Origin of the sequence: Atlantibacter subterraneus (assembly GCF_007570865.1) — a bacterium.
Taxonomy (GTDB): domain Bacteria; phylum Pseudomonadota; class Gammaproteobacteria; order Enterobacterales; family Enterobacteriaceae; genus Atlantibacter; species Atlantibacter subterraneus.
On the sequence record NZ_VLPS01000003.1, the window covers coordinates 21,936 to 35,120 of the forward strand.

A 13,185-nucleotide genomic window follows, 5' to 3' on the forward strand; every position below is an offset into this window, starting at 1 on the left:
TTAGTAGCGTCGTTGTTGAAAGCGTAGCCACAGGCTAATCGCCGCCGCGATCAGGCAGCCCACTAAAAAGGGCACCAGTCCAAAGATCGTGCCGACCAGCATTCCTATCTCGATGTGCGGTCGGCCGTTCTCCTTCACATCAAGTTGCATCAAGTGCTCAAACACACCGGGTGCATTCACCAACATGTTCAGAATCTGCGATCCGACCCAGAAGCAGAACAGGACAAAAACCGCGTACGCGATATTGCCGAGCGTGGTCGACGGCTCGCGCTTTTTCCCTGCGATGATGGTGGACTTCGACAAAGTAAACTCTGCCATAATGACCTCCCGGAAACGCATAAAACCCAGGCATTTCGCCTGATGACTCACAGGCGAGTCTGACAGTTGATCGCAAATGTCAATATCGGATTTCTGGTAAATTCGTGTCCAGATTACTCCTGGATGTCAGAAGTATGTCTGTAGTCACATTTTTGTAACTTTTGTGAATGACGATTAACATCATGCTTTTGACGTATTTGTCACGGCGTGTAAAGGCGCGCGCCGTGCCGCAGACAGCCTGAAAGCGATATGCGATGATGCCGTTTTTATTCTCTGGAGCCACCATGAATCTGCCCGCAAAAATTCGCCGCGACTGGCACTACTACGCCGTCGCTATCGGCCTGATTTTTATTATGAACGGCGTTGTCGGCCTGCTGGGTTTTGAAGCCAAAGGCTGGCAAACCTATGCGGTAGGGCTGGTGACCTGGGTGATTAGCTTCTGGCTGGCGGGGTTGGTGATCCGTCGGCGTCCGGAAGAATCGGACGCCGCACAAGAGTAACGATTAGAGCGTAATAGTGCTCTTCAGGGCGCTATCCTGAGCATGGCGCTCCAGCGCCAGCTCAATCAGCCGGGTAATCAGTTGCTGATAGCTGATGCCGCTGGCCTGCCACAGCTTCGGGTACATGCTGATATTGGTAAAACCGGGCAGGGTGTTGATCTCATTGATAATCACCTGATCATCCGGCGTCAGGAATACATCTACCCGCGCCATGCCGCTGCACTCCAGGGTCTGGTACGCCTGTACCGCAATGGCGCGAATTTTGTCGTTTATCTCCGCCGGGATCGCCGCAGGCACTTCCACCCGCGCGGCGTTGCCGTCAATGTATTTGGTGTCGTAAGAGTAGAATGCGCTGTTGACGACGATCTCACCGCAGGTACTGGCCTGCGGACGATCGTTGCCCAGCACGGCGCATTCGATCTCCCGGCCCACGATCCCGGTTTCCACCACCACTTTATGATCGAATTCAAACGCCAGATCGACTGCCGCGCGGTATTCCGCTTCGTTGGTGACTTTGCTGACGCCCACTGACGAGCCCTGGTTTGCTGGCTTCACAAACATCGGTACGCCCAGCTTAGTTACAACATACTCAAAGTCATACTGCGAGCGGTTGGCGCGAGTGAGGGTGACGAACGGCGCAACCGCCAGACCGGCGTCGCGCAACAGGCGCTTGGCAACGTCCTTATCCATGCTGACGGCGGAGCCCAGTACGCCGGAGCCAACGAACGGCAGGTTCGCAACGCGCAGTAATCCCTGCAGGCAGCCATCTTCACCCAGGGTACCGTGAACGATGGGGAAAATCACATCCACCTGCGGCAGGGCTGCATGGCTGTGGGTTTCGATAAGCTGCTGCGCGGTCTGGCCGGGAATCAGCGCCAGCGTTTTCTCTGAACGGTTAAGCGCAATATGGGCGGGATCGTGGGCGTTGATCAGGTATCCGCTGGCGTCATTGACGTGCCATTCGCCCTGTTTATCAATGCCCATCAGCACCACGTCAAACTTCTCTTTATCAATGGCGTCGACGATATTTTTCGCTGACTGAAGTGATACCTCGTGTTCAGATGATTTGCCACCGAACACAATCCCTACCCGCAGTTTTGCCATTTCTCTGTCCATCTCATAAAAATCAAAGCACACAACATAGCACGCTCAATTCGGCTATTCATGCTCAATCGTAAGGGGATACAGGCGTCAGCCGCTATACTGGTAGTTCACAGAAACGGAGGGCGTGGATGGCGACGACGGGCGGAATGATTACCGGATTTTTACTCACTGCGCTGGCAGGGTGGGGGCTGTATGAATATCTGCCGCCGCAGTATAACCCCTTCGCACCGCTCTCCCCCAGCGACCCGCCCACCGTAGTGACCCGCTATAAACTGCGTCAGCTCGCCAATGACCCGGCGGCCTGTATGGCAGTGCTCAGGCAAGCCAGCGAGCAGGGAATGATTCAGTTTCGTGAGCAATCCAGCACCACCGGCAACTGCCCGCTGGATTCTCCGGTGCGCGTCACGCGCTTTGGCGAGGTGCAGCTCAGCAGCAGCTTTTTAGCCAGCTGCCCGCTGGCGCTGAGTTCGGCGATGTTCGTTCAGCAGCGCGCGGTGCCGACGGCGCAGCAGATCATGGGTAGCCCGCTGCGGCGTATCGATCACCTTGGCAGCTTCGCCTGCCGCAATATCTACAACCGCGAGCAGGCGCGGCGCAGCGAACACGCCACGGCGGATGCCCTGGACATCAGCGGTTTTCGCTTCGCCAACGGTCAGCAAATCACGGTGCGAAAAGGCTGGAATGAAAGCGGGCCGCGCGGCGAGGTCATGCGCGAACTGTTCAGCCACAGCTGTGCGTTTTACGGCAATTCACTCGGGCCGAACTACAACGCCGCCCACGCCGATCATTTTCATTTAGGCATGCGCGGATTTGGGATCTGCCGTTAAAGCATATTCCCCGGCGAGCAGGCGGTTATTTCGTGATGCATATCACGGTAAAGCGCTTTTGTGTGATAAATCACTGAATTTCACCACAGCGCATGGATCGCAAGAAGTTGCATGCAGACTCTTGCTACCCTGCCATAAAATCTTCACATCTTATTGAAAACGCGCGTCATGGAATCCTGGAAAGTTAATCTTATCTCTGTCTGGTTCGGCTGCTTTTTTACCGGGTTGGCGATCAGTCAGATTTTACCGTTTTTGCCGCTGTACGTAGCGCAGCTTGGCGTCACGTCTCATGAAGCGCTGTCGATGTGGTCCGGGCTGACCTTTAGCGTTACGTTTCTGGTCTCCGCCATCGTCTCGCCGATGTGGGGCAGCCTGGCGGATCGCAAAGGCCGCAAACTGATGCTACTGCGCGCGTCGCTGGGTATGGCGGTGGCGATCCTGTTACAGGCCTTCGCCACCAATGTCTGGCAACTGTTTTTCCTGCGCGCCCTGATGGGCCTGACCTCAGGCTACATTCCTAATGCCATGGCGCTGGTGGCATCCCAGGTGCCGCGCGAGCGCAGCGGCTGGGCGCTGAGTACGCTGTCAACCGCGCAGATCAGCGGTGTGATAGCCGGGCCGCTGATGGGCGGTTTCCTGGCGGACTGGGTGGGGTTGCACTGGGTATTTTTAATTACAGCAGGCTTATTGATGGTCAGTTTTGTGGTGACGCTGTTCTTTATTAAAGAGGGCGTACGCACGGTCATTACTAAAGATCAGCGTCTGAGCGGCAAAGCGGTGTTCGCGTCATTACCCTATCCTGGCCTGATCGTTAGCCTGTTCGTTACCACCATGGTGATCCAACTGTGTAACGGTTCGGTGGGGCCGATCCTGGCGCTGTTTATCCAGTCGCTCGCGCCGCAAAGCAATAACATCGCGTTTTTGAGCGGCTTGATTGCCGCAGTGCCTGGCGTTTCGGCGTTAATCAGCGCGCCGCGCCTCGGGAAACTGGGCGATCGCATCGGCACTGCGCGTATCCTGATGGCGACGCTAATCGTCGCCGTAGTGCTGTTTTTCGCCATGTCGTTCGTCACCAACCCGGTGCAACTGGGCATCCTGCGATTCCTGCTGGGTTTCGCCGATGGTGCCATGCTGCCAGCGGTGCAAACGCTGCTATTAAAATATTCCAGCGACCAGATCACCGGGCGTATTTTCGGGTACAACCAGTCGTTTATGTATCTGGGCAATGTTGTCGGGCCGTTGATGGGCGCGGGCGTTAGCGCCGCTGCCGGGTTTCGCTGGGTATTTATTGCTACGGCGCTGGTCGTACTGATTAATATTGTTCAGCTTGCGGTTGCACTTAATCGCACCGCCGCCAAAAGACGCGCGGCAGGGCGTTGATGTATCATATATTTTCAGCGTGATTTTATTAATCGTCGTTGGCGAACCGTTTATTCGCCATAGGGAATCATATATATTCAGTGAAACGTTTCGCTGAATATATTATTCGCGGTTTCACACAAATACGATAAAATCGGCAAAATACTACTTTTCCCCCCTATCAAAAATGGGGAGGGGATGTTAACGTCATTTGACTTTTTAAAGGGATAATCTTCATGAAAAACTTAATTGCTGAACTATTAGTGACCCTCGCTGATAAAGAGCAGGAGTCAAAAGCGTTAGTGGCTCAGGTTGAAGCGTTGGAGATTGTTGTGACGGCGCTGCTGCGTCGTATGGAGCCGGGCGAACAGCAGGCGCTTATTGATAGCATCGACGGTGCAATGGACGGTGCGCGTGTAAAGTCTGAGGTCTCTGTAGAGGATTCGGAGCTCCTACAGCAGTACCTGAAAAAGCTCCTGAAACATCCACGAAACTGAAATTTAGAGCCAGGTGTTTGTTATTACTGAGTCTTAAGCGAAATTATTCGCTACGCCGATCTCTTTATTACCTTCATGCAATAAGCCAGCCGGGAAATAAATAAAAAGGCATTTTATTTCCCGGCTCAAATGCTGCGTTTATTTGTTTATTTAAAACAGGCTTAAGGATATTACCGTTTCGGTAATTGACGGCATTTTAGCGCTGTCTGGAAATTTCCGGGTTGGGTAATAAGCGCGCAGTCAGATTTATTTCGACGCGCTGGCTGGGAGATGTGTGTAAAAAAATACACAAAAATTAATGTTATCCCGTTGGCAATCCTGAAATGCGTCAGTGGTTTTTCTGCTGCGCCAGGCCAGGCTTAAAACGCCTTATTTCAATTGGGATGGTGCTATGAAATCAACAATACTTTTTACACTTCTGGCAGGACTGTTAAGCAGCTCTCCAGTCCATGCCGCCGAAAGAACCCTCACGCCGCAACAGCAGCGCATGACCACCTGTAACCAGCAGGCCACGTCGCAGGATCTGAAAGGCGACGCGCGAAAATCCTATATGAGCAATTGCCTGAAGAACAGCCAGTCTGCGCCGGGCGATAAAAGTTTGACGCCTCAGCAGCAGAAAATGAAAAGCTGTAATACCGAGGCGGGAAATAAATCCCTTACCGGCGATGCCCGTAAAACCTTTATGAGCGAGTGCCTGAAAAAGGCCAGCTAATCATCCATTAGGGTGAGTTTGATTTAAGTCTCACCCTAAATTTCATACTCCGCGCCGTTGACCCGTTTCTATACTCTGGGAAATTTGTCCAGTTAATCTCCTATACCAATGAATGATGAACAGACCTTCAGCAAATGGCGTCTCTGGGATATTTCGGCGCGCGAAAAGCCTCTTAACGACGATAAATACCGCAGCGGTTTACGCTTTGCGCGTCGTATCTGGCTACCGCGCACCGTAGGCCATTTTTGCTGCTTCATCATGTTTGCCGGCGTGCTGGTGGACCAGGCGCTGCCGGGATGGTGGTGGCTGGCGCTGGTGATGTATGCCTTTGTCTGGCCGCACCTGGCGCTGCAAATCGCTGAACGCTCGTCGGACCCCATGACGGCGGAGCGGCGAAACTTAATCATCGATACCCTGATGGCGGGCATCGGGATCGCCATTATGGGCGGTAACGCGCTGCCCTGTTTGCTGCTGTCGATGATGATCAATATGAACAATATCGGCGCATTCGGCGTGCGTTTTTTTGCCGCCGGACTGATGTTGCAGATGATGACGGCGCTGATGGCCATGCAGTTTATCGATGCGCCCCTTAACCTCACCACGACGCCGCTACAGTTTTTCCTTAGTTTACCGACGTTGATTATCTATCCTGCGCTGTTTGGCTTCGTTTGCTATCGCACGGCGGTCAATCTGGCGGAGCATAAGCGGCGTCATCAACTGATCAGCACCCGCGACGGGATGACCGGCGTCTATAACCGTCGCCACTGGGAGCAGCTGTTAAGTATTGAATATGAAAACGCGCTGCGCTACCGCCGCGCCTCCACGCTGCTGCTGATCGACATCGACCACTTTAAGCAAATCAACGACACCTACGGGCATGATGTTGGCGATAAAGCGATTATTGCCGTGACTCAATATTTACAGCTCACGCTGCGGGTCAGCGATGTGATTGGCCGGTTCGGCGGGGATGAGTTTGCGGTGATCATGAGCGGCACGTCTCCGGAAAGCGCCGTCGCCGCGATGGATCGCATCCATGAGCGTTTGCAGAACCTGAGAATAGAAAATGCCGCATCGCTAAACGTGCAGATCAGCGTCGGCATCGCGCCGTTCAATACCCATATGAAGGATTATCAGGAGTGGCTGAAAGCCGCCGACATGGCGCTGTATCAGGCCAAGAAGGCCGGGCGTAACCGAACCGAGGTGTATACGGTCAGATGAGCGCTAACGCACGCTCATCTGACGCGGCGCATTAACTTTTGCTCAGCGCCTCGGATTTGGCCATGCATTGCGCCATGGCTTCCATGACCGCCGCGCGCAAGCCTTTCTCTTCCAGCACTTTTACCGCCTCAATGGTGGTACCGCCCGGCGAACACACCATGTCCTTTAGCTCGCCCGGATGCTTACCGGTTTCCAGCACCATTTTGGCGGAGCCCATCACCGCCTGGGCGGCAAACTTATAGGCCTGGGCGCGGGGCATGCCGCCCAGCACGGCGGCATCCGCCATCGCTTCGATAAACATAAACACATAAGCCGGAGCCGAACCGCTGACGCCCACCACCGAGTGGATCATATATTCCGGCACGTTTTCCGCCTGTCCGAAGCTGCGGAACATCGCCAGCACCGCGTCGGTTTCTTCCGGCGACACCAGCGCGTTGGCGGTGATCGAGGTCATACCGGCGTTGACCAACGACGGTGTGTTAGGCATGGCGCGGATAATTTTGCGGTCATGGCCCAGCGCCACGGCGAGCTGATCGAGCGTGATCCCGGCGGCGATGGACACCACCAGCGAATCTTTATTCAGGCTGGAGGCGATGTCGCCCATCACTTTCAGCATGATATTGGGCTTCACCGCGCCGAACACGATATCCGTCGCCTGAGCGACTTCCTGGGCGCTTTGCGCGCCGTTGATGCCGTATTCGCTCTGCAAGGCGGCGACATTATCGGCTGAAGGGGTATAGACCCAGATATTGCTGGCGGGTACGTCGCCGCTGGCGATCAGGCCGCCGAGAATGGCTTTCCCCATATTTCCGCAGCCAATAAAACCGATCTTCTTATCCATTTCATCCCTCCATCATGGTTATTTTGCGTTGTGCGTGGCCCTAGCTTAACGCGCCTTTTACGGTTTTCGCTATGGCGGCGGCTTGATACCGCCGTTAAAAATCACCCTACCTTTTGGCAAAGCGGGTAGAATCCGCGTTTTTACTCTTACGCCGCAGGCGGAGCTGGAGTCAGTATGTCGATATGGATAGATGCCGATGCGTGCCCGAACGTGATCAAAGAAGTGCTGTGGCGCGCGGCGGATCGCTGCCAGGTGATGGTAACGATGGTGGCGAACCAGAATCTGCGCGTGCCGCCTTCGAAGTTTGTCCGCGCCTGGCGGGTAGAAGCGGGCTTTGACGTGGCGGATAACGAAATAGTGCGCCACTGCCAGCCGGGGGATTTAGTGATCACCGCCGATATCCCCCTGGCGGCAGAAGTGATTGCCAAAGGCGCGCATGCGTTAAACCCGCGCGGCGAGCGCTACACCGAAGCCACTATTCGCGAGCGGCTGACCATGCGCGATTTTATGGAAACGCTGCGCGCCAGCGGCGTACAGACCGGCGGGCCGTCTACGCTCAGCCCACGCGATCGGCAACAGTTCGCCGCCGAGCTGGACAAATGGCTGCTGGCCCGCGCCCGTAACGCTTAAGTCCAGCTGTCGTCGTCGCCGCCGAAATCGTTGCCGAAGTCGTCACCGGCGCCAAAATCGGCATCGTCATTGGTGGCGTAGTCGTTGACATTGTCCTGCGGCAGACCGGCGTCCTGATTCAGGAACTGGCTGTCGTCAGCCTGGTTATAATCTTCCACCGCATTGATCGCGCCGCTATCCGTCGGCTGGGTCGGATCGTCAATGATATTCACGATCTCTTCCGGCTGGCTGTGGCTGAACATGCTGGTGAGCATATTGGCCATAATCACGCCGCCGGCTACGCCCACCGCCGTTTGCAGTGCGCCGCCCATAAAGCCCTGGCCTCGCGGTGCGCCGTAGCCCTGTGCGCCTGCCGGTGGGGCATTGTACTGGCCCGGTGCGGCGCGGGCGTATTGCCCGGCACCCGGAATCGGCCTGTCTACCGGGCGTGCAGGTGTGTGGTCGCTGCCGCCAAACAGTCCGGCCAGAAAACCGCCGCTGCTCTGTTTTTGCGCCGCTTCATGCTCGCGCTGCGCCAGTTGGCCCTCCAGCGCCTGCAGGCGCTGGTTAAGCTGTTTGATGGCGGCTTCCTGAATCAGGATTGTCTGCGCCATATAATAGGGCGCTTGCGGCTGTTGCTGGAGATGGCTGACAATACGCGCCTCGGCTTCTGCGTCGCGCGGCGCGCTCTGGCTTTCTGCCTGTTGCAGACGGCTAAAGAGTCCATCGATCAGGCGTTGCTCTTCGGATTGCATGATTCATATCTCCGTCATTATGCATCTGTAATAACTATAATCCTGATTTATCCCCCCGATCGCGTTACGGGATAAATCTGCAAAACAGGCCGGTTTGATAAAACGGGGATCCCGATTGCGCATCAGGGGTTGTAATTGATAGCCAGATTCAAGTAAGGTGAGCGCACCTTTCAGTGGTAGAAATTGTTTACATGCGTCAGCCTGATTCCATCCGGCCTGGCAGCGGAAGTGATTTCTATATTTCATTTTTGTAACTATATTTTTACACCTATCTTGTGTACTAGCTTGCTGGTATGATTACTATTCTTAACGCTAATAACGTCATCTCAACGGCTGAGATGCTGAGGACAGTCCTTTCATGACTCAACCCCTTTTTCTGGTCGGGCCGCGCGGATGCGGCAAAACAACCGTGGGTCAGGGTTTAGCGGCATCGCTGGGGTTTCATTTTGTCGATACCGATCGCTGGCTGTTAGAGCAAAGCGGCGCGACGGTGGCGGAAATTGTCGAACAGGAAGGATGGCCGGGATTTCGCGCCAGAGAAAGCCAGGCGCTACAGGCGGTGACCCAGCCCGCCACGGTGGTAGCCACCGGCGGCGGTATGGTGCTGGCCGAGGCTAACCGGGTGTTTATGCGCAATCACGGCGCGGTGATCTATTTACAGGTTCCGGCTGAAACGCTGGCCGAGCGCCTGATGGCGTCACCGGAAGAAGATCAGCGGCCAACCCTGACCGGCAAACCTATGGTAGAAGAAATCGAGGATGTGCTGGCCCAGCGTGAAGCGCTGTACCAGGCGGCGGCGCACCACGTTATCGACGCCAGCCTGCCGGTTGAGCTGATTATTGCGCGTATTCTGGAAGTGTTGCGTTTAGCTCGCGCGAGCTAGCGGTTGTCTATACTTAATACTTCGAATCCATTGATAAGGAAGTGTTATGGCATCCAGACCCCCGTATCCCCGAGAAGCGCGCATTGTTACGATTGAGAAAGGCACCCCAGGACAGACGGTGACCTGGTATCAGCTGCGTGCGGACCATCCGAAACCTGACGCATTGATTAGCGAACATGAAACGGAAGCCGAAGCGCTGGATGCGAAGCGGCGCTATGAAGATCCCGAAAAAACGTGACGCCATTCACAGGGGAGAGCGGCTGGCTCTCCCTTCCTTACTCCCTTCGCTTCACCAAATTCCGAATTTTCAATCACAATAACAGTTAAATTCCCGTTACTATTAAAACCTTATTCTGATAGCCGCCGCGACGAGGAGAAAATGCGCGGCAAGATTGCCAGATGCTGCCAGGCTTTATGGTTAATTTCTCTCCAATAACCGCATGGCGAAGTAAGCAGTGCAGTAGAAAGCAAGAGATTAGACAGGCGGAATGAACATGAATCCTACGTTAGCGATACTCACGATTGGCGTTGTCCCCGTCGGCGCAATTTTACCGTTACTGGCGGGGCAGGTCCCTGAGGAGCAAATAAAGCATATCAGTCTCATGGGATCGCTAAGTAAGGAAGAGGCGTTACAGGAGTATGGCGTCGAAGCCGGGCATGAGCCGATGCTGACGCTATTAAGCAATAAAGAAGTAGTCGAAGTGTCGCGTCAGAAAACCGAGCAGGCGCTACAAAGCGCCATTGAAGTGCTGGATGGCCAGGGCTATGACGTAATTTTGTTGATGAGCACCTATCGCTTCACCAAACTTCACGCCCGCAATTCGATCTTACTGGAGCCGCAGCGCATCATTCCGCCGCTGGTGGCTTCTATTGTCGATGGGCATCAGGTTGGCGTGATTGTGCCGATCCCGGAGCTGCTCTCTTCCCAGGCCGAGAAGTGGGCGCTGCTGGAAAACCCGCCGCTGTACGCGCTGGCGAGCCCGGTGTTCGGCACCGAACAGGAACTGGTGGACGCCGGACGCATGCTGATTGACCAGGGGGCCGATGTGCTGATGCTGGATTGCCTGGGCTATCACCAGAAGCACCGCGATCTGTTGCAGCAGGAGCTGGATGTGCCGGTGCTGCTGTCCAACGTTCTGGTGGCCCATCTGGCCTCCGAACTGCTGGTATAACCCAAATCTGTGATACGCGCCGGGCTTGCCTGAAATACCCGTCATTGTTAACGCTGCAAGTAACATGAATTCGGGTATATTGGTTTTTCGACCATTTCTAAAAGGGCCAGTCCATGCTTCAAAGTAATGAATATTTCTCCGGTAAAGTGAAATCCATCGGTTTTACCAGTAGCAGCACTGGCCGCGCCAGTGTCGGGGTGATGGCGGAAGGGGAATATACTTTCGGCACCGCCCAGCCTGAAGAGATGACGGTCGTCAGCGGCGCGCTGCACGTGCTGCTGCCAGGGGAAGTTGAGTGGAAAACCTACGGGCCGGGCGACGTCTTTCATGTGCCGGGCCACAGCGAGTTCCACCTGCAAGTGGCGGAACCCACCTCCTATTTGTGCCGCTATCTGTAATACCTTCACCCTCCTTGCGAGGGTGAATGCTGTTAGCGTTGGGCTTCGCCGCCCAACCCTTCCACCAGGCTGCTAATCAGGGCGGCCAGTTCGCCGGTCATCAGAATAAAATCGGCATCAAAGCGCTGGGCCACATCTTCACGGTCGATATCCTCATTCTGATCGCGCAGTTCGTCGGCAAACTTCAGGCGCTTGATCGAACCGTCTTCACACATCATAAACTGGATGCGCTGCTGCCAGTCGAGCGCCAGTTTGGTGACTACTTTGCCCGCCTCGATATGCACGGCGATTTCATCGCTCACCAGTTCCTGCTTTTTACAGCGGATCACGCCGCCGTCTTCCAGCATCGCTTTCAGTTCGGCTTCGTCCATCAGCTGGAATCCCTGCGCGGCGCTGCCGCTGCGCACCCATTCGGTCAGGGTCAGTTCTGGCGGCGTCTCCAGGGTCAGCGGCACCACCGGCAGCGAACCCAGGCTTTTGCGCAGCAGCGCCAGGGTATCTTCGGCCTTTTTGGCGCTGGCGCAGTCGACCATAATCAACCCGTTAACGGTATCGATCCACATCATGGTCTGGTTAAAACGGCTGAAGGCGCGCGGCAGTAAGGAGTGCAATACTTCATCTTTCAGCGAATCTTTTTCGGTCTTTTTCAGCTTGCGCCCCTGGTCCGCTTCCAGTTTGGCGATCTTCGCTTCCAGCGCCTGTTTGATCACCGGCGCAGGCAGGATTTTTTCCTCTTTGCGGGCGCAGATAACAATTTGACCGTTGGCAGTGTGCGTCAGCGCATCACTCTGTGAGCCCATCGGTGGCACCCAACCGGTTTTCGCCATATCCTGGCTGCCACAGGGGGTAAAGGAAAACGCCGCCAGCTGTTTTTCCATCTCTTCGGCTCGCAGCGAGACGTCGCGGCTGACGCGATAAACCATTAAATTTTTGAACCACAGCATGATATTTTCCACGGTCTGGTAGTTAAACGCAGCGGGCATGATAACGAAACCGCCGCTCAGTTTCATGGCCTTTGAGAGAAAGGCCCGCAACCGTCACTCTGAACTGCGTAAATAAGGGGCTTCTTGTGCGTATTGGGATTGATTTAGGTGGTACCAAAACCGAAGTGATCGCGCTGTCTGACGACGGCCAGCAATTGTATCGTCACCGGCTGCCCACGCCGCGCGACGATTACGCGCAAACCATTGAGACCATTGCCGAGCTGGTGCGGCTGGCGGAAGAAGCCACCGGCGAGCGCGGCAGCGTGGGGATGGGTATCCCCGGCTCGATTTCGCCCTATACCGGCGTGGTCAAGAATGCCAACTCGACCTGGCTTAACGGCAAGCCGTTCGATAAAGATCTCAGCGCCCGGCTGGGGCGTGACGTGCGCCTGGCGAATGACGCTAACTGCCTGGCGGTGTCCGAAGCGGTAGATGGCGCGGCTGCCGGGGCGCAAACGGTATTTGCGGTGATCATCGGCACCGGCTGCGGGTCCGGGATTGCGCTGGGCGGCCGCAGCCATATCGGCGGCAACGGCACCGCAGGAGAGTGGGGCCACAATCCGCTGCCGTGGATGGACGCCGACGAGTTGCGCTATCGCGAAGAAGTGCCGTGCTATTGCGGCAAACAGGGGTGTATCGAGACCTTTATTTCCGGCACCGGTTTTGCCACCGATTACCGGCGGCTCAGCGGGCATCCGCATAAAGGCAGCGAGATTATTCGGCTGGTGGAGCAGCAGGATCCGGTGGCGGAGCTGGCGCTCAGCCGATATGAAATGCGGCTCGCCAAGTCGCTGGCGCACGTGGTGAATATTCTCGACCCCGATGTGATTGTGCTGGGCGGCGGGATGAGTAATGTGGATCGGCTGTATCAGACGGTGCCACAGTTGATTAAACCCTGGGTGTTTGGGGGGGAGTGTGAGACGCCGATTGTGAAGGCGAAGCACGGGGATTCGAGTGGGGTGCGGGGGGCAGCGTGGTTGTGGCCTCAGTGATGGGGGGCGGTGCAGTT

At 55.6% G+C, this 13,185-nt stretch carries 17 protein-coding genes; 12 read left to right on the forward strand and 5 right to left on the reverse strand.

Annotation, left to right across the window (positions count from 1 at the left end; translation table 11 throughout):
* Positions 1–318 carry a DUF2755 family protein gene (locus FND52_RS05925; RefSeq protein ID WP_125295549.1) on the reverse strand — a complete coding sequence of 106 codons (318 nt, stop codon included), beginning with the start codon at positions 316–318 and terminating at the stop codon, positions 1–3.
* A 284-nt stretch (positions 319–602) separates the two neighbouring features.
* On the opposite strand from FND52_RS05925, the gene FND52_RS05930 reads away from it, so the two are divergent.
* Positions 603–818 (forward strand): DUF2754 domain-containing protein, encoded by a 216-nt coding sequence (locus FND52_RS05930; RefSeq protein ID WP_125295548.1) that lies wholly within the window; start codon positions 603–605, stop codon positions 816–818.
* Between the two features lie 3 nt (positions 819–821).
* Here FND52_RS05930 and ddlA read toward each other — a convergent pair whose 3' ends face one another.
* On the reverse strand, positions 822–1,922 hold the full coding sequence (ddlA, locus tag FND52_RS05935) for a D-alanine--D-alanine ligase (RefSeq protein WP_144130044.1): 1,101 nt from the start codon (positions 1,920–1,922) through the stop codon (positions 822–824).
* Between the two features lie 128 nt (positions 1,923–2,050).
* Between ddlA and FND52_RS05940 the strand changes: the two genes are divergently transcribed.
* The 5 genes from FND52_RS05940 (at position 2,051) to adrA (ending at position 6,535) form a co-directional block, all read left to right on the forward strand.
* Positions 2,051–2,749 (forward strand): extensin-like domain-containing protein, encoded by a 699-nt coding sequence (locus FND52_RS05940; RefSeq protein ID WP_144130046.1) that lies wholly within the window; start codon positions 2,051–2,053, stop codon positions 2,747–2,749.
* 168 nt (positions 2,750–2,917) lie between these two features.
* The gene (locus tag FND52_RS05945; protein ID WP_144130047.1) at positions 2,918–4,129 is read left to right on the forward strand and encodes a multidrug efflux MFS transporter; all 1,212 of its coding nucleotides are present in this window, start codon (positions 2,918–2,920) and stop codon (positions 4,127–4,129) included.
* Between the two features lie 215 nt (positions 4,130–4,344).
* Positions 4,345–4,605, forward strand: coding sequence for an anti-adapter protein IraP (iraP, locus tag FND52_RS05950; RefSeq protein WP_144130049.1), 261 nt, complete (start codon positions 4,345–4,347; stop codon positions 4,603–4,605).
* A 391-nt stretch (positions 4,606–4,996) separates the two neighbouring features.
* Positions 4,997–5,317 (forward strand): phosphate starvation-inducible protein PsiF, encoded by a 321-nt coding sequence (psiF, locus tag FND52_RS05955; RefSeq protein ID WP_125295543.1) that lies wholly within the window; start codon positions 4,997–4,999, stop codon positions 5,315–5,317.
* Positions 5,318–5,425: 108 nt separating this feature from the next.
* Positions 5,426–6,535: a diguanylate cyclase AdrA gene (adrA, locus tag FND52_RS05960; protein ID WP_125295542.1), complete on the forward strand. Its 1,110-nt coding sequence runs from the start codon at positions 5,426–5,428 to the stop codon at positions 6,533–6,535.
* Between the two features lie 31 nt (positions 6,536–6,566).
* Here the strand turns inward: adrA and proC are convergent, their stop codons facing one another.
* Positions 6,567–7,376: a pyrroline-5-carboxylate reductase gene (gene proC / locus FND52_RS05965; RefSeq protein WP_144130051.1), complete on the reverse strand. Its 810-nt coding sequence runs from the start codon at positions 7,374–7,376 to the stop codon at positions 6,567–6,569.
* 174 nt (positions 7,377–7,550) lie between these two features.
* On the opposite strand from proC, the gene FND52_RS05970 reads away from it, so the two are divergent.
* On the forward strand, positions 7,551–8,006 hold the full coding sequence (locus tag FND52_RS05970; RefSeq protein WP_144130053.1) for a YaiI/YqxD family protein: 456 nt from the start codon (positions 7,551–7,553) through the stop codon (positions 8,004–8,006).
* Here the strand turns inward: FND52_RS05970 and FND52_RS05975 are convergent.
* The gene (locus FND52_RS05975) at positions 8,003–8,740 is read right to left on the reverse strand and encodes a DUF2076 domain-containing protein (RefSeq protein WP_125295539.1); all 738 of its coding nucleotides are present in this window, start codon (positions 8,738–8,740) and stop codon (positions 8,003–8,005) included. The two genes, FND52_RS05970 and FND52_RS05975, sit on opposite strands and share 4 nt — an antisense overlap.
* A gap of 358 nt (positions 8,741–9,098) precedes the next feature.
* Here FND52_RS05975 and aroL point away from each other — a divergent pair, with 358 nt between their 5' ends.
* The 4 genes from aroL (at position 9,099) to ppnP (ending at position 11,193) form a co-directional block, all read left to right on the forward strand.
* Positions 9,099–9,623: a shikimate kinase AroL gene (aroL, locus tag FND52_RS05980; RefSeq protein ID WP_125295538.1), complete on the forward strand. Its 525-nt coding sequence runs from the start codon at positions 9,099–9,101 to the stop codon at positions 9,621–9,623.
* Positions 9,624–9,669: 46 nt separating this feature from the next.
* Positions 9,670–9,861 (forward strand): protein YaiA, encoded by a 192-nt coding sequence (yaiA, locus tag FND52_RS05985; protein WP_125295537.1) that lies wholly within the window; start codon positions 9,670–9,672, stop codon positions 9,859–9,861.
* A 256-nt stretch (positions 9,862–10,117) separates the two neighbouring features.
* Entirely contained in the window at positions 10,118–10,795 is a 678-nt protein-coding gene (locus FND52_RS05990; RefSeq protein ID WP_144130055.1) for an AroM family protein, read from the forward strand.
* Positions 10,796–10,908: 113 nt separating this feature from the next.
* Positions 10,909–11,193 carry a pyrimidine/purine nucleoside phosphorylase gene (gene ppnP / locus FND52_RS05995; protein WP_125295535.1) on the forward strand — a complete coding sequence of 95 codons (285 nt, stop codon included), beginning with the start codon at positions 10,909–10,911 and terminating at the stop codon, positions 11,191–11,193.
* Positions 11,194–11,225: 32 nt separating this feature from the next.
* On the opposite strand, the gene rdgC is transcribed toward ppnP, so the two are convergent.
* On the reverse strand, positions 11,226–12,137 hold the full coding sequence (gene rdgC, locus FND52_RS06000) for a recombination-associated protein RdgC (RefSeq protein WP_125295571.1): 912 nt from the start codon (positions 12,135–12,137) through the stop codon (positions 11,226–11,228).
* A gap of 125 nt (positions 12,138–12,262) precedes the next feature.
* Between rdgC and mak the strand changes: the two genes are divergently transcribed.
* Positions 12,263–13,168 carry a fructokinase gene (gene mak / locus FND52_RS06005; protein ID WP_125295534.1) on the forward strand — a complete coding sequence of 302 codons (906 nt, stop codon included), beginning with the start codon at positions 12,263–12,265 and terminating at the stop codon, positions 13,166–13,168.
* Positions 13,169–13,185: the final 17 nt, after the last annotated feature.

Excerpts from the sequence above, each read along its gene's own strand:
- FND52_RS05975 (WP_125295539.1), bottom strand. The coding sequence starts at position 8,740 with ATGCAATCCGAAGAGCAACGCCTGATCGATGGACTCTTTAGCCGTCTG.
- yaiA (WP_125295537.1), top strand. The coding sequence starts at position 9,670 with ATGGCATCCAGACCCCCGTATCCCCGAGAAGCGCGCATTGTTACGATT.
- adrA (WP_125295542.1), top strand. The coding sequence starts at position 5,426 with ATGAATGATGAACAGACCTTCAGCAAATGGCGTCTCTGGGATATTTCG.
- FND52_RS05970 (WP_144130053.1), top strand. The coding sequence starts at position 7,551 with ATGTCGATATGGATAGATGCCGATGCGTGCCCGAACGTGATCAAAGAA.
- psiF (WP_125295543.1), top strand. The coding sequence starts at position 4,997 with ATGAAATCAACAATACTTTTTACACTTCTGGCAGGACTGTTAAGCAGC.
- aroL (WP_125295538.1), top strand. The coding sequence starts at position 9,099 with ATGACTCAACCCCTTTTTCTGGTCGGGCCGCGCGGATGCGGCAAAACA.
- FND52_RS05940 (WP_144130046.1), top strand. The coding sequence starts at position 2,051 with ATGGCGACGACGGGCGGAATGATTACCGGATTTTTACTCACTGCGCTG.
- rdgC (WP_125295571.1), bottom strand. The coding sequence starts at position 12,137 with ATGCTGTGGTTCAAAAATTTAATGGTTTATCGCGTCAGCCGCGACGTC.
- FND52_RS05925 (WP_125295549.1), bottom strand. The coding sequence starts at position 318 with ATGGCAGAGTTTACTTTGTCGAAGTCCACCATCATCGCAGGGAAAAAG.
- FND52_RS05990 (WP_144130055.1), top strand. The coding sequence starts at position 10,118 with ATGAATCCTACGTTAGCGATACTCACGATTGGCGTTGTCCCCGTCGGC.
- FND52_RS05930 (WP_125295548.1), top strand. The coding sequence starts at position 603 with ATGAATCTGCCCGCAAAAATTCGCCGCGACTGGCACTACTACGCCGTC.
- proC (WP_144130051.1), bottom strand. The coding sequence starts at position 7,376 with ATGGATAAGAAGATCGGTTTTATTGGCTGCGGAAATATGGGGAAAGCC.
- FND52_RS05945 (WP_144130047.1), top strand. The coding sequence starts at position 2,918 with ATGGAATCCTGGAAAGTTAATCTTATCTCTGTCTGGTTCGGCTGCTTT.
- ddlA (WP_144130044.1), bottom strand. The coding sequence starts at position 1,922 with ATGGCAAAACTGCGGGTAGGGATTGTGTTCGGTGGCAAATCATCTGAA.
- ppnP (WP_125295535.1), top strand. The coding sequence starts at position 10,909 with ATGCTTCAAAGTAATGAATATTTCTCCGGTAAAGTGAAATCCATCGGT.
- iraP (WP_144130049.1), top strand. The coding sequence starts at position 4,345 with ATGAAAAACTTAATTGCTGAACTATTAGTGACCCTCGCTGATAAAGAG.